Origin of the sequence: Actinobacillus succinogenes 130Z, from assembly GCF_000017245.1 — a bacterium.
GTDB classification, from domain to species: Bacteria; Pseudomonadota; Gammaproteobacteria; order Enterobacterales; family Pasteurellaceae; genus Exercitatus; species Exercitatus succinogenes.
In genome coordinates this window covers 2194445-2213473 of the sequence record NC_009655.1, presented here as the reverse complement: position 1 = coordinate 2213473, position 19029 = coordinate 2194445, and the positions used below count along the sequence as shown (strand labels likewise).

Below are 19029 nucleotides of genomic sequence, written 5' to 3'. Positions count from 1 at the left end.
CAAAGAAAGAATATTATGTTTATTAATCGGATCAAACGGGCAAAACAGCACTTGCACAGCCTCGCGTATATCCCGCAAGCGGCGGCAGATATTGAGTTTCTGCATAGTGCGGCTCAATTTAAACAGACTATTATCGAATTAATTCGCCGCGCTAAAACGCGTATTTATGTGACCGCACTTTACTGGCAGCTGGATGAAGCCGGACAGCAGATTTTGGCGGAAATTTATCGGGCGAAAGCCGAAAATCCGGATTTAGATGTCAAAATTTTAGTAGATTGGCATCGGGCGCAACGTAATTTGCTTGGGGAGGCCAAAGGACGCACGAATGCGGATTGGTACAGTGAAGAGCGCGCTAAGCACGGAAATGACGCCATGTTTTTCGGTGTGCCGGTAAACGGACGGGAAGTATTCGGTGTGTTACATATTAAAGGTTTTGTTTTTGACGACACGGTACTTTACAGTGGCGCCAGTATTAACAATGTGTATCTGAATCAGCTGGGTAAATATCGTTATGATCGTTATCAAAAAATTAAAAATGCGCCTTTAGCGGATTCTTTTGTGCGGTTTATCCAACAATATTTTTTGAGCGCGGATTCCGTTTATGCCTTAGATGATGCGTCTCGTCCTAAAACTAAGGCGATTAAGCCGCAGATTAAAGTGTTTCGTAAGCAATTAAAACAGGCGAAATATACGGTTGATTCGCCGAACGCGACGGAATACGGCGAAGAATTAATGATAGCCCCTTTATTCGGTTTAGGCACAAAGCATAATGTGCTGAATCGGACTATCCAGGATTTATTCGTATTAGTGCAGGAGCGGCTGACGATTTGTACGCCGTATTTTAATTTTCCGCGTACGTTACAGGTAAAAATCCGGGATTTGTTGAATGACGGTAAAAAAGTGGAAATTATTGTCGGTGATAAAACCGCTAATGATTTTTATATTCCGCCGACCCAACAATTCCGTATGGCAGGCGCGTTACCATATTTATACGAACGAAATCTGCGAGCGTTCTGTAAGAAATTCGAACAGGATTTGAAGCATGGGCAGTTAACGGTACGATTATGGAAAGACGGCGATAATTCCTATCACTTAAAAGGCATTTGGGTGGATGACCAATATATTTTGTTGACCGGGAATAATTTGAATCCGCGCGCATGGCGTTTGGATGCCGAAAACGGTTTGTTGATTCAGGATCCTAAACAAGCATTGCAAACGCAAGTTGAGGCCGAATTAAATGAGATTCGCCAGCATACGAGCCGGGTAAATCATTATTCCGAATTGGAACAAATGGAACAATATCCGAGTGCCGTTCAGCGTTTGCTCAAGCGTTTTTCGCGGGTCAAAGCCGATCAAATCGTAAAGTGGATTTTATAGGCGTTACCGTAGGATACAACGGATACAGCGTTATCGTTAAAATAGCTTAAAAATGATGATAAATTATCCCGCTTTTTTACTCTGTTTGTTGTTTAAAACCGGGGTGATTGTCATATAAATGTTCTGTTGTTATCCGGTATTTGGTATTTGTCGCGGAATTATCAGAACTTTTCTAGACTTCATGTGAATATTTCTCTATAATCGACCGCACTTTTGAATGTGTATTCAACCGCCCCCATAGCTCAGCGGTCAGAGCAGACGACTCATAATCGTTTGGTCGCTGGTTCAAACCCAGCTGGGGGCACCATTTATAGATTTATCGGCCAAAAGTGAGAATTTCCCTTTGACTATTTTTAACTCACAAGGTAATATTCACGCCCTATGCAAAAGGTAAGACTACCCTTAACTGTTGATCCGGTTAAAGACGCTCAGCGCAGATTAGATTATGCGGGCTATTATGCCGCGAATCAGCTTGGTCGTTTGGCTGAATCAGTAGTGCAAGTGATCAGCGATGCACAGGTGACGTTATCGTTTTTCATTGATCCGCAAAAATTAGTGGTAATGAAGGGGCATGCGGAGGTTGATGTCGAATTAGAATGTCAGCGCTGTAATTCTTCATTCGTTCAAAAATTGGAATGTGATTTTTGTTACAGTCCGGTATCTAATTTAGATAAGATCGATGAGTTACCAGAGATTTATGAACCCATTGAGTTTAATGAATTCGGGGAAATAGATTTAATCGGTACGATTGAGGACGAACTGATGTTATGTCTGCCTATTGTTCCGATGCATTCATCTGAACACTGTGAAGTGTCCGCGCACGAACAGGTTTTTGGCGAATTGCCTGAAGAATCGGCAAAAAAACCGAACCCGTTCGCTGTATTAGCTAATTTAAAGCAAAAATAAATTAATTTAGGAGTATAGCCGATGGCTGTTCAACAAAACAAAAAATCTCGTTCACGTCGTGATATGCGTCGTTCACATGATGCGTTAACTACCGCTGCAGTATCAGTAGACAAAGCAAGTGGCGAAACTCATTTACGCCACCACGTTACTGCTGACGGTTATTACCGTGGTCGTAAAGTAATCAACAAGTAATTCCTTTTTTATTAAGGTATTCACTTGAGCCGTCTAACCCTTGCGTTAGATGTGATGGGCGGGGACATTGGTCCCCGTATTACTATCCCAGCATCCTTACAAGCATTGGAAAAAGATCCGATGCTGTCTTTACTTTTGTTTGGCGATAGCCGGCAAATCCAATCCGAACTAGATAAAGTTTCCGATAAAATTTCATCAGACGTCGGCGAACGTTTGGCGATTCGTCATGCCTCCCATGTGATAGATAATAATCAATCTGTTACCGAAGCTTTGCGCCATAGTAAAGGTACATCTATGCGTTTAGCCATAGAATCCGTACAGCGTGGGGAAGCGCAAGGCTGTGTGAGCGGCGGGAATACCGGTGCGTTAATGGGGTTGGCAAAAGTGATTTTGCAACCGTTAAAAGGTATTCAGCGTCCGGCTTTAGTATCGATATTACCTACGATTGATGGAAATCATTCAGTGATGCTCGATTTAGGCGCTAATATTGATTGTAATGCGGAAAATCTATACCAATTTGCCTTGATGGGTGCTATTTTTGCCGAAAATCAGTTAAACTTAGTTTTCCCGCGGGTTGCATTACTTAATATTGGCGTAGAGGCGATTAAGGGATATAAATCTATCCGCGAAGCTTCGGAAATGATTAAACAAAATACCGCACTTAACTATATCGGGTTTATCGAAGGCAATTATTTATTAAACGGAATTGCCGATGTGATTGTCAGTGACGGTTTTGCCGGTAATGTGGCGTTAAAAACTCTGGAAGGCGCCGCACAAAACGTGATCGGGTTACTAAAAGGGCATTCCCGCAATAATGTGTTAAAACCCTTATTCGGACGTTTAATGAAAATTCTGTTTCGGGATAGTTACCAGCGGTTGCGCAGTATTAATCCTGAACAGTATAACGGTGCGTCTTTAATCGGATTAACCTCCGTCGTAGTGAAAAGCCACGGCGGCGCCGGTATTAACGCTTTCTCTAATGCCGTTAAAGATGCCGCATTACAAGTGCGTCAACAAATTCCACAAAAAATTTTAGATGGTCTAAATAAATAAAATATTGTAATAATAACGAGAATGTTATGAATAGCAGAATTTTAGCAACCGGTAGTTATTTACCGACCCGAGTTCGTACTAATGCTGACTTGGAAAAGATGGTTGAAACCTCTGATGAATGGATTGTTACCCGTTCGGGGATTCGTGAACGCCGCCTGGCGGCAGAACATGAAACTGTTGCCACAATGGGCTTTGAAGCGGCAAAAAAAGCATTGGAAACAGCTAAAATTGATCCGAATGAGATCGAGCTTATTATTGTCGGTACAACCAGTAATTCCCATGCATATCCGAGTGCAGCCTGCCAGATTCAGGGAATGCTTAACATTAATGATGCTATTTCTTTCGATTTGGCGGCAGCTTGTACGGGGTTTGTCTATGCGCTAAGCGTGGCGGATCAATTTATTCGTGCCGGAACAGTGAAAAAAGCTTTAGTTATCGGTTCGGATTTAAACTCCCGAAATCTTGACGAAACGGATCGCAGTACTGTAATTTTATTTGGCGATGGTGCCGGTGCGATAGTTTTGGAAGCCAGCGAAGAAGAGGGGATTATTTCTACTCACTTGCATGCCGTAGCCGATAAAAATGATGTGTTAGTCCTTCCTCATGCGCAACGCAATGACGAAAAATCGGGTTACATCATGATGCAAGGAAATGAAACATTTAAATTAGCCGTACGTGAATTGTCAAATGTTGTAGAAGAAACCTTGGTCGCCAATAACTTAGATAAAAAAGATATCGACTGGTTGGTTCCTCATCAGGCTAATTTACGTATTATTGCCGCTACGGTAAAAAAATTGGATATGACACTTGAACAGGCTGTTGTTACATTGGACAAATATGCCAATACCAGCGCGGCTTCCGTACCGATTTCGTTGGATGAAGCTGTACGTGACGGGCGAATTCGACGTGGTCAGCTATTATTATTGGAAGCTTTCGGTGGCGGCTGGACTTGGGGCTCGGCATTAGTACGTTTCTAAATTAACGGATATTTATATTGGTGTGATTCAACATATGAGTACATATCATTTTCAGTATTAAAAGGATACAAAATGAAAAAATTCGCAATGGTATTTCCCGGTCAGGGATCTCAATCTGTCGGTATGTTAGCGGACTTAGCCGAACAATTTCCGGTTGTAACTGAGACCTTTAAACAAGCGTCAAACGTATTGGGCTATGATTTATGGGCGTTAGTGCAACAGGGACCGGCGGAAGAATTAAACAAAACATGGCAGACTCAGCCCGCACTTTTGACAGCTTCTGTGGCGATTTATCGTGTTTGGCAGCAACAATACCCGGATTTACAACCGGAATTGATGGCCGGACATAGCCTGGGCGAATATTCGGCTTTGGTTTGTTCCGGAGTGATTGATTTTGAAGACGCGGTTAAATTAGTGGAATTGCGAGGTAGATTAATGCAACAAGCCGTACCGGAAGGTGCAGGTGCTATGTACGCAATTATCGGTTTGGATAATGAGGCTATTATTAACGCATGTAAAAATGCAGAGCAGGGCGAAGTGGTGTCTGCTGTAAACTTTAATTCTCCGGGACAGGTTGTGATTGCCGGTAGTAAAAACGCGGTAGAGCGCGCAGCGACGGCCTGTAAAGAAGCCGGCGCGAAGCGCACCTTACCGTTATCCGTCAGCGTGCCGTCTCATTGTGCCTTAATGAAGCCGGCGGCGGATCAACTTGCGGTATCATTGGAAAGCGTTGCGGTAAAAAAACCTTTAACCTCGGTAATTAATAATGTTGATGTAAAAACCGAAAACGATGCGGAGGCAATCCGTACCGCATTAGTCCGTCAGCTTTACAGTCCGGTCCGTTGGACGGAAACCGTCGAAAAAATGGCGGCGCAAGGTATCGAAGTCTTAGTGGAAATTGGACCGGGTAAAGTTCTAACGGGCTTAGCCGGCCGTATTGTAAAAGGCCTTTCCGCTCAGGCGGTTAATGATGTGAAATCATTGACTGCAGTGGAAGAATTATTAGCGTGATACCGCTAGAACTTTTTATAAAATAACTGGTATAAATGACTTTGACGGTTAAACAGAGCTTTCAAAGTGCTCATTAAAACAGTGGGTTAGCAAGCCCATTCGACGAGAAGGAAGAAAAAATGCAAGGTAAAATCGCATTAGTAACAGGTGCAACCCGTGGAATAGGTAAAGCTATTGCTGAAGAATTAGCTGCAAAGGGCGTATTTGTTATCGGTACGGCAACGTCTGAAAAGGGCGCTGAAACTATTTCTGCTTATTTAGGCGAACAAGGGAAAGGTTTGGTGCTGAATGTCGCCGACAGTAATTCCATTGATTCCGTGCTGGAACAAATTAAGAAAGAACATGGCGATATCGATATTTTAGTTAATAATGCCGGCATTACGCGCGATAACTTATTAATGCGCATGAAAGACGATGAATGGTTTGATATTATTCAAACAAATCTGACCTCTGTTTATTATCTGTCAAAAGCTATGTTGCGTTCTATGATGAAAAAACGTTTTGGCCGTATCATTACTATCGGTTCGGTCGTGGGTTCAATGGGAAATCCGGGACAGTCCAATTATTGTGCGGCAAAAGCGGGTTTAATCGGTTTTAGTAAAGGTTTAGCAAAAGAAGTAGCTTCTCGCGGTATTACGGTTAATGTGGTTGCTCCGGGGTTTATCGCTACAGATATGACAGATGTGCTAACGGAAGAACAAAAATCCGGTATTTTAGCCAATGTACCGGCCGGACGTTTAGGTGAACCGAAGGATATTGCGAAAGCAGTTGCATTTTTAGCTTCTGAAGATGCAGGTTATGTTACCGGTACGACGTTGCATGTAAACGGCGGTTTATACATGGCATAATCCGAGAAAATTCCGGTGAAAGCATAGCCAAAATGAAAGGGATTTGCTAAAATCCGCAATGAGTATGTAATTCGTTTACGTATAGTCGGTTTTATTTAATCGGTGTTTTTAAAAAAGTGCGGTCGGATTTTTGCGGTTTTTACCTCTGAAAGAAATGGCTTGCAACTTTTGAAAAAATGCATACACTATCAACTCTATCGCATTGTGCGAGAACTACAATAGGAAACAAAAATGAGCATTGAAGAACGCGTAAAAAAAATCATTGTTGAACAACTTGGCGTTAAAGAAGAAGAAGTAAAATCCGAATCTTCATTCATTGAAGATTTAGGTGCGGATTCTTTAGACACAGTTGAATTGGTAATGGCTTTAGAAGAAGAATTCGATATCGAAATTCCTGATGAAGAAGCTGAAAAAATTACTACCGTTCAATCAGCGATTGATTACGTTCAAAACAATCAATAATTTTGAAATTAAGGCGACATTGCAGTCGCCTTAATTATTTTAAGGTTATTTCTTATTTTCCATTCTTTTAATTCGGTTTTAACATTTTTTTAACTCTTCTTTTTATTCAAATAAAATATTTAAAATTTGTTGACTTAGAACAATAATTGATTAAATACCGTTTATTGAGTAGTGAAATTAGTGCTACGATGTGCAGACCGTAATTAATAATAATGATCTTTGGAGTATGTATGGATTTTTTGATGAATCTAAGTGAAGGTACACAATTCACGATTCAACTTGCGATTGTGCTTATCTGTTTGTTTTATGGTGCGAGAAAAGGCGGTATTGCACTTGGGATGTTAGGTGGTGTCGGTTTAATCGTGTTAGTATTCGGTTTCGGCATTGAACCGGGTCAACCGGCGATTGCTGTTATGCTGACGATTCTTGCCGTGGTTGTGACTTCGGCTACATTACAAGCCAGTGGCGGCTTGGATGTTATGTTACAAATCGCCGAAAAAATGTTGCGCCGTAATCCTAAATATGTGAGTATTCTTGCTCCGTTTGTGACCTGTTTTTTAACAATTCTTTGCGGTACGGGGCATGTTGTTTATACAATGTTGCCAATTATTTACGATATTGCGATTAAAAATAACATTCGTCCGGAACGTCCGATGGCGGCAAGTTCCATTGCCTCCCAAATGGGGATTATTGCTTCCCCGGTTTCCGTTGCGGTTGTGACATTAACCGCTTTCTTAGTCAACGCTCAAACGCCGTTAGCCGGTTTCGACGGTTATCTTGATTTATTGAAAATTACAGTTCCTTCAACGCTTTGCGGTATTTTGGCAATCGGTATTTTCAGTTGGTTCCGCGGTAAAGATTTGGATAAGGATGAAGTTTTCCAAGAAAAACTTAAAGATCCGGAGTTCAAAAAATATGTTTACGGCGACAGTACTTCTTTATTAGGTAAAAAACTTCCGCGATCAAGCTGGAATGCCATGTGGATTTTCTTCGGCGCCATTTTAGTGGTTGCGCTGTTAGGTTATTTTAAAGAGTTACGTCCTGCTTTTGATAAAACCGTGCCGGCTCAAGTGGTTGAGGTTGTGTCGGCAGATCAAAGCGTGAAAAGTATTAACGTGGCAAACGGTAGAATCGTTGCTATGGCGCAAGACGGTAGAGTCGCTATTGACGTGAAAGAAAACAAAGGTAAAGTTAAAACGGCCTATAATGCGATTGAAATTTATGATGATAAAGGCGCGTTAACTCAAACCGTATCGACACAAGATAATAACGTCGTGATTTCTTCGGGAGATCAAACCGAAACTATCGCGAATGCATCAATCGTGCTAAAAGATACGATGAAGAAAAAAGCTAATCTGAGCATGGTTAATGTGATTCAAATTTTCATGTTATTAGCGGGTGCTTTAATCGTTATCTTTACGAAGACCGATCCGGGTAAAATCAGTAAAAATGAAATATTCCGTTCCGGTATGATTGCATTAGTTGCGGTATTCGGTATTTCCTGGATGGCGGAAACCATGTTTGCCGTTCATACTCCGATGATGAAAGCCGCACTCGGGGATATTGTAAAAGCGCATCCTTGGACCTATGCGGTGATGCTGCTATTAATTTCTAAATTTGTAAACTCACAGGCTGCCGCATTGGTTGCGTTCGTTCCGTTGGCATTAAGTATCGGCGTCGATCCGGCAATAATTCTTGCATTCGCGGCAGCTTGTTACGGTTACTATATTTTACCGACTTATCCGAGTGACTTGGCGGCGATTCAATTCGACCGTTCAGGTACGACCCGTATCGGTAAATTCGTAATTAACCACAGTTTCATTTTACCGGGATTAATCGGTGTGATTACATCATGTATCTTTGGTTATATCTTTACAGGCTTATACGGTTATCTTTAATCTATAGCGAAATACGAACGAAAAGTGCGGTCAAAATTTTTAAAGTTTTGATCTGACTTTAAATAAAATCTTAAATTACATATAAGGACTGGTTTCGATAATATATCGGACTCGGTCCTTTTAGTTTCAATTAAATGCATTGACGGTTGTCGTATTTAAGATAACCTTCCATCGCAACCGGGGCACCAGACTGTTAGGGATAAAATCGTTCCGTTTTTAATCGTTCGAGAAATTCTTCGCCACTGCATTATCCGAGCGTTTTCCTGTATGCGATAATCAAATATAAAATATACGTTATCTTTGAAAACTTTATCGGTTATATAATGTCGTAAATAACGTATTTTTTGCAAGTGAAAGGAAATATTTGATGAAACTTTTAAAAATAAGTATGGCACTGTTCAGCGCAGTTTTTTTCGGTAACGTATTTGCTTTGCCGCCATCACAAAATCCGTTAGGCGACAAACCTTTTGCCAACAAGGCGGCAGACGGTTACAACCTGGAATTCAATGATAAACAGTATACTGTTGAAACCGGGGAGGTGGATGGCAAAACGGTTAAATACCGTGCTTTTGAAAAAATAGTTTATGTAAAAAATCCTGTAGAACCTGATTATCAAACTATCAACTTTTATGTGCCTGAAGATTATTTTGCCGACAAAGAGATTAACGGATTTAATGCACAAACCGCACCGATTTTTCTACCTAATTCCATCGGCGGTTATATGCCGGCAATGGCGGCGACCGCCGCACAAAAAGGTATAGGCGGTAGAACCTCTACAATTTTGACCGCACTTTCTAAAGGTTATGTGGTAGCGAGCGTCGGTGCGCGCGGTCGTACCTTAGGTAAAACGGGTGCTTACACGGGAAAGGCTCCGGCAGTGATTGTAGATTTAAAAGCCGCCGTACGCTATCTTCATGCAAATAACGCCAAAATGCCCGGCGACGCCAACAAAATTATTTCCAACGGTACCAGCGCAGGCGGGGCCATGTCTGCCCTATTGGCGGCAAGTGGCGATAGTAACGATTATGCCGAATATCTTGATGAATTAGGTGCCGCAAACGCCAGCGATGCTATTTTTGCCGCTTCTGTTTATTGTCCTATTACCGATTTGGAACACGCCGACATGGCTTATGAATGGGAATTTAACGGGTTAAATCAATATGAGCGTATGGATATGTCGGAATTAAACGCCGAATCTTTCAATAATCGTTCCAAACCGATGAAAAAAACAGAAGGTACATTAAGTCCGGCGCAAGTCGCCGTTTCAAACGAATTAAAAGCACAATTTCCTGCCTATCTGAATTCATTAAATCTGAAAGATGAAAAGGGTAATGCGCTTAGTTTGGAGCAAGACGGTAGTGGTTCATTCAAGGATTTTATTAAATTTTATTTGATAGAATCGGCAAATAAGGCTATTACACAAGGAGCGGATTTATCACAAATCGGCTGGTTGAAATTTAACCGGAACAAAATTACCGATCTTGATTTCACCGGTTTCGTACATTCGAAAAAGCGAATGAAATTACCGCCGGCATTTGATGCTTTCGATTTAAGTTCCGCCGAAAATAATGAATTTGGCGACAGCAATATTAATAATAAACACTTCACGGTATATAGCTTAAAACGCAGTACGGTAAACGGTAAACTGGCAGATAGTGAAACGATAAAACTACTTAATGCGATGAATTATACGAATAACCGAAAAGCTGCCCGGCATTGGCGTATTCGGGCCGGTTCGGCGGATTATGACACTTCCCATGCTATTTCCGCTATATTAACGGTCAAACTACGTATGAGTGGAAAAAATGTTGATTATGCAATACCGTGGGCGATTCCGCATTCCGGCGATTACGATCTTGACGAATTATTCCAATGGATGGACGGCATAAGCAAGAAATAGTGAAACAGTGCGTCTTTTGTTTTTGGCATTTTTTCTTTTTTAAAGGGGGGCGTAAACGCCCGATTCCGCTTTCAGAATAAGAGCTACAACCGTAGCTCTTTCTTTTGGAATAGATTTTTTTGAGTGAGCCCTTTTGTAATGTTCTCTTTCGATTTTATTGACGGGAAATGGATTGGTTGCCGTAATATTGTTTTAAATAACGTACAATTTCATCACCTACCTGTGCGGTTGTCGCAGTGCCGCCTAAATCCGGCGTGAGTACGGATTTTTCCGTTAACACAAATTCAATGGCGTCCAGTAATCGTTCCGCCCATGGGGAATGTCCGAAGAAATCCAGCATTTGACTTGCCGACCAAACCGTAGCTAACGGATTCGCCAGTTGCTTACCGGCAATATCCGGCGCTGAACCGTGAATTGGTTCGAACATTGACGGATATCGGCGTTCAGGATTCAAATTTGCCCCGGCTGCCAATCCCATACCGCCGGAAATCGCCGCACCGAGATCCGTGAGAATATCACCGAATAGATTGCTGGTGACCACAATGTCAAAACGTTCGGGATGCGCCACCATTAACATAGCGGCGGCATCCACTAAATAAGAAGCGGTTCTGACATCCGGGTATTCTTTGCTTACCTGTTCGAAGATTTGATCCCAGAACACCATGGAATAATTTAACGCATTCCCCTTACTGATGCTGGTGACGGAACGGTTTTGTTTACGCCCTAATTCGAAAGCGTAACGGATAATCCGTTCACAGCCCACACGAGAGAACACACTGTCCTGAATCACTACTTCATGAGGTTTGTTTTTATAAAGCCAACTGCCGGAACCCGCGTATTCGCCTTCGCTGTTTTCCCGGATAAACAGCATATCAATATCTTTTTCCGTTTTGTTTTTTAACGGGCAAGGCGCACCTTTCAATAATTTAACCGGACGCACATTCACATATTGATCAAAACTTTTACGGATAGCCAGCAGCAATCCCTATAATGAAATATGATCAGGCACGCCGGGATAACCTACCGCACCTAAAAAAACGGCATCAAACTTACGTAATTGTTCAATGCCGTCTTCATCCATCATTTTGCCGGTTTGAGTATAAAATTCGCAGCCCCAGGGAAAATGCGTAAAATTAAATTGAATGTCCTTGTCTAATCGGGATACGCAGTTTAAAACTTTAATTCCCTCATTAATCACTTCCGGACCAATCCCGTCGCCGGCAACGACCGCAATATTATGTGCCATATCGATTCTCCTTTATTGATGATGTTTTCATCATAGTACAATCAGTGGAAAATGAAAGGAATTTATCGGAAAAGTGCGGTCGGATTGCCGTGCGTTTTTGAAAAATGAAATGCGTGAGCCGGATAGCAACTTCTTCCGCACGACAGAAACGATTAAGATTCGATTAAACCGGCTTTTAGCAGAAAATTATACACACCGTGTTCTTCAATGTGATCCGTTACGTAATCCGCTACGTTTTTTAATTGGGGATGAGCATTACCCATCGCCACACCGACACCGACCGTATTGAGCATTTCAATATCATTTAAACCGTCGCCGAACGCCATAACGTTATCCATGGATAAACCGAAATAATCAATTACTGCGCGAATTCCTCGTGCTTTAGACCCTTCCGCATCGAATAAATCCACGGAATCTTTATCCCAACGTACGACACGTAGTCCGTCTAAAATTTGTGCGTCTGCAACCAACTGATCCTGCGTTTCATCGTAAAACGGCAACAATTGGAAAACTTCATTGGATTTGAAGTAGTCTTTATCTACGATGTAATCCCGCAAAATAGGATCCAAGGCGGATTTTTGTTGCGGCGTGATGCCGGAAACAGCAATATTTTTATCCGACACAAAAGCATATTCAATACGGTGGGCATCAAAAAAATCTACTAACGTTTGAATTTTAGCAGTGGGAATGGTGTGTTTTTCGATGAAATGATCTTTATAGACGGCTAACTGACCGTTCATAGTGACAAATAGATCAATGGGTTCCTGCGCAAATAATGATCTGAGTTTTAACGGCAGACTGCAACGGGAACGCCCTGTGGCGATGGCGGGCATAATGTTGTTGGCTTTTAATTTACGGATAGCGGGTAAAACCGTATCTGGTAAGTAATCTTTATGTTTAACGATCAGCGTTTCGTCAATATCGAAAAAGACGATTTTAATCTTGTCGCGCAAGTTCGGTACCGCCATAATGACCTCGGATAATGATAAATTTAAGTGAGAATTTGCGTAATTCTACACTATTTTGCTATCGTTTAGGCAATAGAATCGGGTATTTAAAATCGACCGTATTGTCTTTTAAATCCGCATATTTCCCGGAGACACGTAAAGGCGTGTTTTTTGTTACGAAAAAACAATAAAATTTATAACATTTATGCTAGGATAACCTACTTTACGATTTCATTTTAGGAGGAAGGGTTTTGCGCTTTTTACGACGTTTTTTTCAATTAGAATCCTCTAGCGGAATTTTATTATTGATTTTTGCCATGTTAGCAATGTCTTTAGCGAATTCTTCGTTAAAGTCACATTATTTTAATTTTCTGGATATTCCTATAGTAATGCAGTTCGGTACATTCGCCATCGATAAAAGTTTGCTGCATTGGGTAAATGACGGCTTAATGGCTATTTTCTTCGTATTGGTCGGAATGGAAGTCAAACGGGAAATGTTGGAAGGCGCGTTGGCCAGCTATAGACAGGCGGTTTTCCCCGCGTTGGCCGCAGTCGGCGGTATGGTGGTACCGGCATTGATTTATGTTTTGATTACCCGTTCTTATGCCGAACTGAGTAACGGTTGGGCAATTCCTATGGCTACGGATATTGCTTTTGCGTTAGGTGTGGTGGCATTGCTTGGGGCGCGAGTTCCTTTACCGTTGAAAGTGTTTTTATTGGCGCTGGCGATTATAGACGACTTGGGTGCCATTGTCGTTATTGCATTATTTTTCTCCGAACAGCTTAGTGTGCCTGCATTGACGATTGCTGCTTTTTCTATTTTCGGATTATTGGTTTTAAACCGTATGAAGGTAGGTCACTTGTGCGGATATTTATTATTTGGCGGTATTTTATGGGCTTCGGTACTGAAATCCGGCGTACATGCAACATTGGCGGGCGTTATTATCGGATTTAGTATTCCGTTAAAAGATCGCCGGGGAAACCGTCTGTTGCATGCTTTCGAACATACTTTAGCCCCGTGGTGTTCTTTTCTTATTTTACCGTTATTTGCTTTTGCTAATGCGGGCGTTTCCCTCGGCAGTATCAATGTCGCCTCTGTTTTTTCTCCGTTACCGATGGGGATTGCGCTGGGTTTGTTATTAGGCAAACCGTTAGGCGTGTTCGGTTTTTGCTTTTTGGCGGTGAAACTACGATTGGCGAAATTACCGGAAGGCGTGGATTTCAAACAGATTCTGGCGGTAGCGGTATTGTGCGGCATCGGTTTTACGATGTCTATGTTCCTGTCCAGCCTGGCGTTCGGCGGAGAGAGTACAAGTACAATCAATACGCTTTCCCGCTTAGGCATTTTATTGGGTTCCGGTCTTTCCGCCGTGATCGGCTATTTGCTATTAAGAGCCTTTACTAAACCGGCAGAAAATTAATTTATATAAAAAACACGAGTTCAGGCTCGTGTTTTTACTATTTATTTGCGCTGTTTCTTCGTATCTTTATAAGAAAAGATTATAATAACAATTTTTCGTTTTCGGATTTTTCATGTCTTATTATACGTTGTGGGTGATAGCTTTCGGCTTGTCTATGGATGCGTTTGCGGTTTCTGTCGGCAAAGGGCTGACGCTGGCGGATTTCTGCTGGAAATTCACATTAAAAATTGCACTCTGTTTCGGTTTGTTTCAAGCGTGCATGCCGTTGCTGGGTTATTATGTGGGATCGCATTTCAGCGATTATATTAGCGAATTTGATCATTGGATTGCCTTTGCACTGTTGTGTGTGATCGGTATTAATATGATTAAAATGTCTGTTACGAATGAAAACAGTGACGACGACCCGTCCGATTTCAGTTTACGGCACTTGACCATGTTGGGAGTAGCGACCAGTATTGATGCGCTTGCGATGGGCGTTTCTTTTGCCTTTTTGAAAGTGAATATATGGACCGCGGCGGCGATAATCGGAATTACCACGACGATTCTTTCGCTATTCGGTGTCAAGGCGGGACATTGGCTTGGCGATAGAATTCATAAACAGGCAGAATTGTTAGGCGGTATCATTTTGATTGCGATGGGCGTAAAAGTTCTGATTGAGCACCGCGTTTTCGGCTAAAAGTATGAGAAAACCGACCGCACTTTTAAAGGGTGAATGATACTCGCAAAGTGCGGTCGTTTTTTTAATCGTTTTTATGCCGTTTAACCAACTGCGTCCAGTTGTAATAACCGTAAATGGAGTTGCAGAAGTACATAATATACATCACTAACAGCGGCAGGCTGGTTTCGCCCGTTTTGAAGTACATACCTATCCACAGTGCGATCGTAAGCGCATTCACGATAATCCATAATGCCCATTGTTCGCGATAACGCAACATCATCAGCACCTGCGCTACAATGGATACGATTACGGTGATACCGTCCAGTTCGGGAAATGCGCTGTCCAAATGAGTCAGCAATTTGATGTAACTATAAGTCCCGACTAACACTACGGCAATCACGATTAACCATTGTTTGAAGTTTAACGCTTTAGCGATAACTTCTTCCACGCCGGCGGTATTCACTGTATTTTTGCTGGTCATGTGTTTGCGCCATAAATAAAAACCGATGAATTGAACCGGCACATATACCAGCAAATTCAGTTGCATTTCGCCGTAAAGTTCGAAAGTGTAGGAAGTGTAAGCGTAAAGCGACACGCTGATAAGCCCGAATAAATAATTACTGATTTTGCCCTTCCCCACAAAAACCACACACAAAATCCCTGTGATAGCGGCGATGGTGGCAATCCAGCCGTCGGGTTGAATAGCAAAGATAACCAGTTGAATAGTCAGAAAAAAGCACAGCCACATGGCCTCGAATTTGGTCCAGCCGCCGAAGAATTCGTTTTTCAGTTTTGCGGTTAAGCTCATAACAAGCTCCTTTAGGTAGAACAGGGTAGGAATAAAAATCGATTGATTTTTGCACCGCACTTTTTTTATGTCAAGGATAAATTATATTTTTCTGAATTTAATTTGTTTTGAACGGTTATTTGTAAAGCATATTATACATAGAAAGCGGTTTGATTTTGTCGGAAGACCCGTTAAAATAGCCGCCTTTTTAATATTCAGTAGGTGAAAATTTATGGTGTTTGCGGTCGGTCAGCGTTGGATAAGTGAAAGTGAAAATAATCTGGGATTAGGCATTATCACCGAGGTGAATAGTCGCGCTGTCACGATTTTCTTCCCTGCCGCCGATGAAACGCGAATTTATGCCACGGCAAGCGCACCTTTAACCCGCGTAGTATTTAATGCGGGCGATATGATTACGCATCAGCAAGGATGGCAGGCACAGGTAACGGATATTATGGTCAATAATTTGACCGCACTTTATCTGGTCAGACGGACGGATAACGGTGAAGAAATCGTATTGAAGGAAATCGATCTGGCTCATCAAATCAACTTCAGTCAACCGCAGGATCGTCTGTTTACCGCCCAAATCGATCGCAGCGACCGTTTTGCCTTACGTTATCATGCGTTACGCCATCAGCAGGCGCAATTTAAATCGCCTTTACGCGGATTGCGCGGCATTCGGGCGGGATTAATTCCCCACCAGTTGCACATCGCTAAAGAAGTAGGACAACGTCTGCATCCCCGCGTATTACTGGCGGACGAAGTAGGTTTGGGGAAAACCATTGAAGCGGGCATGATTTTACAACAACAGATATTTGCCGGGCGTGCGGACAGGGTGTTGATTGTCGTACCGGAATCCCTGCAACATCAATGGCTGGTTGAAATGCTGCGCCGTTTCAATTTGCATTTTTCCTTATTTGACGAAGAACGGGCGGAGGATTTTGCCGCAACGGACGAGCAGGAAGAGTGCAATCCTTTCGACAGCGAAAACCTGATTATTTGTTCGCTGGATTGGCTGATTTCCCGACCTAAACGGAGAACACAGGCATTACAGACGCAATTCGATTTGCTGATTGTGGATGAAGCGCACCATCTGACATGGTCGCCGGAGGCGGCAAACCCGGAATATCAACTGGTCGAGTCTTTGACTAAGCAAATTCCCTCGGTATTGTTGTTAACGGCAACGCCGGAACAACTGGGTCAGGAAAGCCACTTCGCCCGTTTGAAATTATTGGATGCGGATCGTTTCTATGATTACGATGCCTTTGTTGCCGAACAGCGGCATTATCGACCGGTAGCCGATGCGGTGCAAACCTTGTTGGCGGAAAACCCCTTAAGTGCGGCGGAAAAAAACGCAATTTCCGATTTATTGGAAGAACAGGATCTGGAACCGCTGTTTAAAGCCTTGGACAGCCGGAACGAAGAGGAAAAAGCGACAGTTCGTCAGGAACTTATAGACAGTCTGATTGACCGCCACGGCACCAGTCGCGTGTTATTCCGCAATACGCGTCAGGGCGTGAAGGGGTTTCCCCGCAGGATTTATCGCCAAATCAATCTGCCGCTGCCGAAGCAATACATTAATGCCGTTAGAGTGGTTGGCCGGCTGGGAAAAAATCCCGAGGATGAATTGTTTTATCCGGAACGCCTGTTCCAGAATATGGATCAGAACGCTAAATGGTGGGATTTCGATCCTCGTGTAGAATGGTTAATCACTTTTTTGAAAAATCACCGTGCCGAAAAAGTACTGGTGATTTGTCGGCAGGCTCAAACAGCGGTTCAGCTGGAGCAGGCATTACGTGCGAAAGAGGGAATTCGCTGTGCCGTATTTCACGAGAGATTATCCATTATCGAGCGGGATCGTGCCGCCGCTTATTTTGCCGATCAGGAAAACGGTGCGCAGGTTCTGTTAAGTTCCGCGATCGGTTCCGAAGGGCGTAACTTTCAGTTCGCTTGCCGTTTGGTGTTATTCAATCTGCCGGAAAATCCCGATTTATTGGAACAATGTATCGGGCGGTTGGATCGTATCGGACAACGACGGGATATTCGGATTTACGTACCTTGTTTCGCGGATTCGCCGCAAGCGGTTTTGGCGGATTGGTTCCATCAAGGGCTCAACGCGTTTGAAGAAATCTGTCCTATGGGGATGGCGTTATTTGAAAAGTGCGGTCAAAATTTGCAGTATTTTTTACAAAATCCGACCGAATCGGCGGGGTTTGAAATGTTTCTGAAAAAAACCGCCGAACTGCGTTTACAGTTGAAAGCGGAATTGGAAAACGGTCGTGATCGCCTGTTGGAACTGAATTCGAATGGCGGTGAAGCGGCGCAACGGCTTGCCGAAGCCATTCGGGTGGAAGATAACGATACCGAACTGGTGAATTTTACTTTGAATTTGTTTGATATCATCGGCGTGGAACAAGAGGATTCGGGGGAGAAATCCATTGTGATTACTCCGACCGGTACGATGTTGGTGCCGGATTTCCCGGGATTGAAAGAAGAAGGCGTAACGGTCACTTTTGACCGAGAGCTGGCGTTAGCGCGGGAAGAATTGGAATTTCTTACCTGGGATCATCCCATGTTGCGTAACGGCATTGATTTGGTGGTTTCCGGCGATATCGGTAAAACGGCGGCGTCATTACTGGTGAACAATAAGTTACCGACGGGAACTTTGTTACTGGAACTGATTTATGTAGTGGAAAGCCAATCGCCGAAAGGCTTGCAGCTTAACCGTTTCTTACCGCCGACGCCGATACGTTTGTTGTTGGACGGTAAAGGTCAGGACTTGGCGGCGCAAGTCGGTTTTAACCGACTGGAGAAACAGTTGAAACCGATGGCTAAAAATATGGCGAGTAAAATGGTGAAAATGGTACGTCCGAATATCGAAAAAATGCTGTCTATGGCCGAACAACTGATGAGAGAACGGGCAAAAACGCTGATTGGCGATGCGCAACAACAGGCGGATTTCGTCCTAAGCCATGAACTTAATCGATTAAACGGACTGAAACGCGTAAATAAAAATATTCGCCAGGATGAAATCGACGGTTTGGAAAAGATTCGTATCCGGTCCTTATCGGAATTGGCGAAAGCAAGCTGGCGACTGGATTGTTTAAGGGTGATCGTGAGCAACCGAGCCTGATCTTTTGCGGGCATTTTTCAGTTTGTTGCCGAATAATGTTTTCAAGAATATTGAATACCTTTTAAATTTACCTTTTCTGTTTCTTCGTTTATTCAAAAAAAATAGATATTTTTAATTTTTTTCTATTTTAATGCGGTTTTTGATTGGAAATCATCAAAAAAAGAATAATAAATTGAAGAATCTTTAATGCCGTATATTTTTATTTCTGAAGGT

The 19029-nt window shown here is 42.7% G+C and carries 15 protein-coding genes, 1 tRNA gene and 1 pseudogene; 14 read left to right on the top strand and 3 right to left on the bottom strand.

Translation table 11 applies throughout. From position 1 onward, the window contains the following. Window positions 1-15: 15 nt before the first annotated feature. The 11 genes from pssA to ASUC_RS10330 all read left to right on the top strand — a co-directional run bounded on the left by pssA (window position 16) and on the right by ASUC_RS10330 (window position 10624). Window positions 16-1377, top strand: coding sequence for a CDP-diacylglycerol--serine O-phosphatidyltransferase (gene pssA, locus ASUC_RS10380; protein WP_012073729.1), 1362 nt, complete (start codon window positions 16-18; stop codon window positions 1375-1377). Between the two features lie 231 nt (window positions 1378-1608). Further along, window positions 1609-1684, top strand: a tRNA-Ile gene (locus ASUC_RS10375). Between the two features lie 74 nt (window positions 1685-1758). After that, entirely contained in the window at window positions 1759-2283 is a 525-nt protein-coding gene (gene yceD / locus ASUC_RS10370; protein WP_012073728.1) for a 23S rRNA accumulation protein YceD, read from the top strand. Window positions 2284-2304: 21 nt separating this feature from the next. Next, a complete protein-coding gene (gene rpmF / locus ASUC_RS10365) occupies window positions 2305-2475 on the top strand; it encodes a 50S ribosomal protein L32 (protein ID WP_005544470.1) in 171 nt (56 codons plus the stop codon). Window positions 2476-2499: 24 nt separating this feature from the next. Further along, window positions 2500-3528, top strand: coding sequence for a phosphate acyltransferase PlsX (gene plsX, locus ASUC_RS10360; protein WP_012073727.1), 1029 nt, complete (start codon window positions 2500-2502; stop codon window positions 3526-3528). Window positions 3529-3554: 26 nt separating this feature from the next. After that, the gene (locus ASUC_RS10355) at window positions 3555-4505 is read left to right on the top strand and encodes a beta-ketoacyl-ACP synthase III (protein ID WP_012073726.1); all 951 of its coding nucleotides are present in this window, start codon (window positions 3555-3557) and stop codon (window positions 4503-4505) included. 72 nt (window positions 4506-4577) lie between these two features. Further along, complete coding sequence (gene fabD, locus ASUC_RS10350) at window positions 4578-5516, top strand: ACP S-malonyltransferase (protein ID WP_012073725.1); 939 nt, start codon at window positions 4578-4580, stop codon at window positions 5514-5516. Between the two features lie 119 nt (window positions 5517-5635). Further along, window positions 5636-6364 carry a 3-oxoacyl-ACP reductase FabG gene (gene fabG / locus ASUC_RS10345; protein ID WP_012073724.1) on the top strand — a complete coding sequence of 243 codons (729 nt, stop codon included), beginning with the start codon at window positions 5636-5638 and terminating at the stop codon, window positions 6362-6364. 231 nt (window positions 6365-6595) lie between these two features. Continuing rightward, window positions 6596-6826 (top strand): acyl carrier protein, encoded by a 231-nt coding sequence (acpP, locus tag ASUC_RS10340; RefSeq protein ID WP_012073723.1) that lies wholly within the window; start codon window positions 6596-6598, stop codon window positions 6824-6826. A 230-nt stretch (window positions 6827-7056) separates the two neighbouring features. Continuing rightward, window positions 7057-8724, top strand: a complete 1668-nt coding sequence (locus ASUC_RS10335; RefSeq protein WP_012073722.1) for an anaerobic C4-dicarboxylate transporter — start codon at window positions 7057-7059, stop codon at window positions 8722-8724. 367 nt (window positions 8725-9091) lie between these two features. Continuing rightward, window positions 9092-10624, top strand: coding sequence for a subtype B tannase (locus ASUC_RS10330; RefSeq protein WP_012073721.1), 1533 nt, complete (start codon window positions 9092-9094; stop codon window positions 10622-10624). Window positions 10625-10778: 154 nt separating this feature from the next. Here ASUC_RS10330 and ASUC_RS10325 read toward each other — a convergent pair. Next, a pseudogene (locus ASUC_RS10325) lies at window positions 10779-11870 on the bottom strand (tartrate dehydrogenase). A gap of 152 nt (window positions 11871-12022) precedes the next feature. Continuing rightward, entirely contained in the window at window positions 12023-12838 is an 816-nt protein-coding gene (locus ASUC_RS10320; RefSeq protein ID WP_012073720.1) for a Cof-type HAD-IIB family hydrolase, read from the bottom strand. Between the two features lie 230 nt (window positions 12839-13068). Between ASUC_RS10320 and nhaA the strand changes: the two genes are divergently transcribed. Next, window positions 13069-14238 carry a Na+/H+ antiporter NhaA gene (nhaA, locus tag ASUC_RS10315; RefSeq protein ID WP_012073719.1) on the top strand — a complete coding sequence of 390 codons (1170 nt, stop codon included), beginning with the start codon at window positions 13069-13071 and terminating at the stop codon, window positions 14236-14238. A gap of 112 nt (window positions 14239-14350) precedes the next feature. Next, a complete protein-coding gene (locus tag ASUC_RS10310) occupies window positions 14351-14914 on the top strand; it encodes a manganese efflux pump MntP (protein ID WP_012073718.1) in 564 nt (187 codons plus the stop codon). A gap of 64 nt (window positions 14915-14978) precedes the next feature. On the opposite strand, the gene pnuC is transcribed toward ASUC_RS10310, so the two are convergent. Continuing rightward, window positions 14979-15704, bottom strand: a complete 726-nt coding sequence (gene pnuC, locus ASUC_RS10305) for a nicotinamide riboside transporter PnuC (RefSeq protein WP_012073717.1) — start codon at window positions 15702-15704, stop codon at window positions 14979-14981. A 211-nt stretch (window positions 15705-15915) separates the two neighbouring features. Between pnuC and rapA the strand changes: the two genes are divergently transcribed. Then, entirely contained in the window at window positions 15916-18816 is a 2901-nt protein-coding gene (rapA, locus tag ASUC_RS10300) for an RNA polymerase-associated protein RapA (RefSeq protein ID WP_012073716.1), read from the top strand. Window positions 18817-19029 lie beyond the last annotated feature (213 nt).

Coding starts and splice junctions, on each gene's coding strand:
- rpmF (WP_005544470.1), top strand. CDS start 2,305: ATGGCTGTTCAACAAAACAAAAAATCTCGTTCACGTCGTGATATGCGT.
- ASUC_RS10330 (WP_012073721.1), top strand. CDS start 9,092: ATGAAACTTTTAAAAATAAGTATGGCACTGTTCAGCGCAGTTTTTTTC.
- rapA (WP_012073716.1), top strand. CDS start 15,916: ATGGTGTTTGCGGTCGGTCAGCGTTGGATAAGTGAAAGTGAAAATAAT.
- yceD (WP_012073728.1), top strand. CDS start 1,759: ATGCAAAAGGTAAGACTACCCTTAACTGTTGATCCGGTTAAAGACGCT.
- fabG (WP_012073724.1), top strand. CDS start 5,636: ATGCAAGGTAAAATCGCATTAGTAACAGGTGCAACCCGTGGAATAGGT.
- pssA (WP_012073729.1), top strand. CDS start 16: ATGTTTATTAATCGGATCAAACGGGCAAAACAGCACTTGCACAGCCTC.
- acpP (WP_012073723.1), top strand. CDS start 6,596: ATGAGCATTGAAGAACGCGTAAAAAAAATCATTGTTGAACAACTTGGC.
- ASUC_RS10310 (WP_012073718.1), top strand. CDS start 14,351: ATGTCTTATTATACGTTGTGGGTGATAGCTTTCGGCTTGTCTATGGAT.
- ASUC_RS10320 (WP_012073720.1), bottom strand. CDS start 12,838: ATGGCGGTACCGAACTTGCGCGACAAGATTAAAATCGTCTTTTTCGAT.
- pnuC (WP_012073717.1), bottom strand. CDS start 15,704: ATGAGCTTAACCGCAAAACTGAAAAACGAATTCTTCGGCGGCTGGACC.
- ASUC_RS10335 (WP_012073722.1), top strand. CDS start 7,057: ATGGATTTTTTGATGAATCTAAGTGAAGGTACACAATTCACGATTCAA.
- ASUC_RS10355 (WP_012073726.1), top strand. CDS start 3,555: ATGAATAGCAGAATTTTAGCAACCGGTAGTTATTTACCGACCCGAGTT.
- fabD (WP_012073725.1), top strand. CDS start 4,578: ATGAAAAAATTCGCAATGGTATTTCCCGGTCAGGGATCTCAATCTGTC.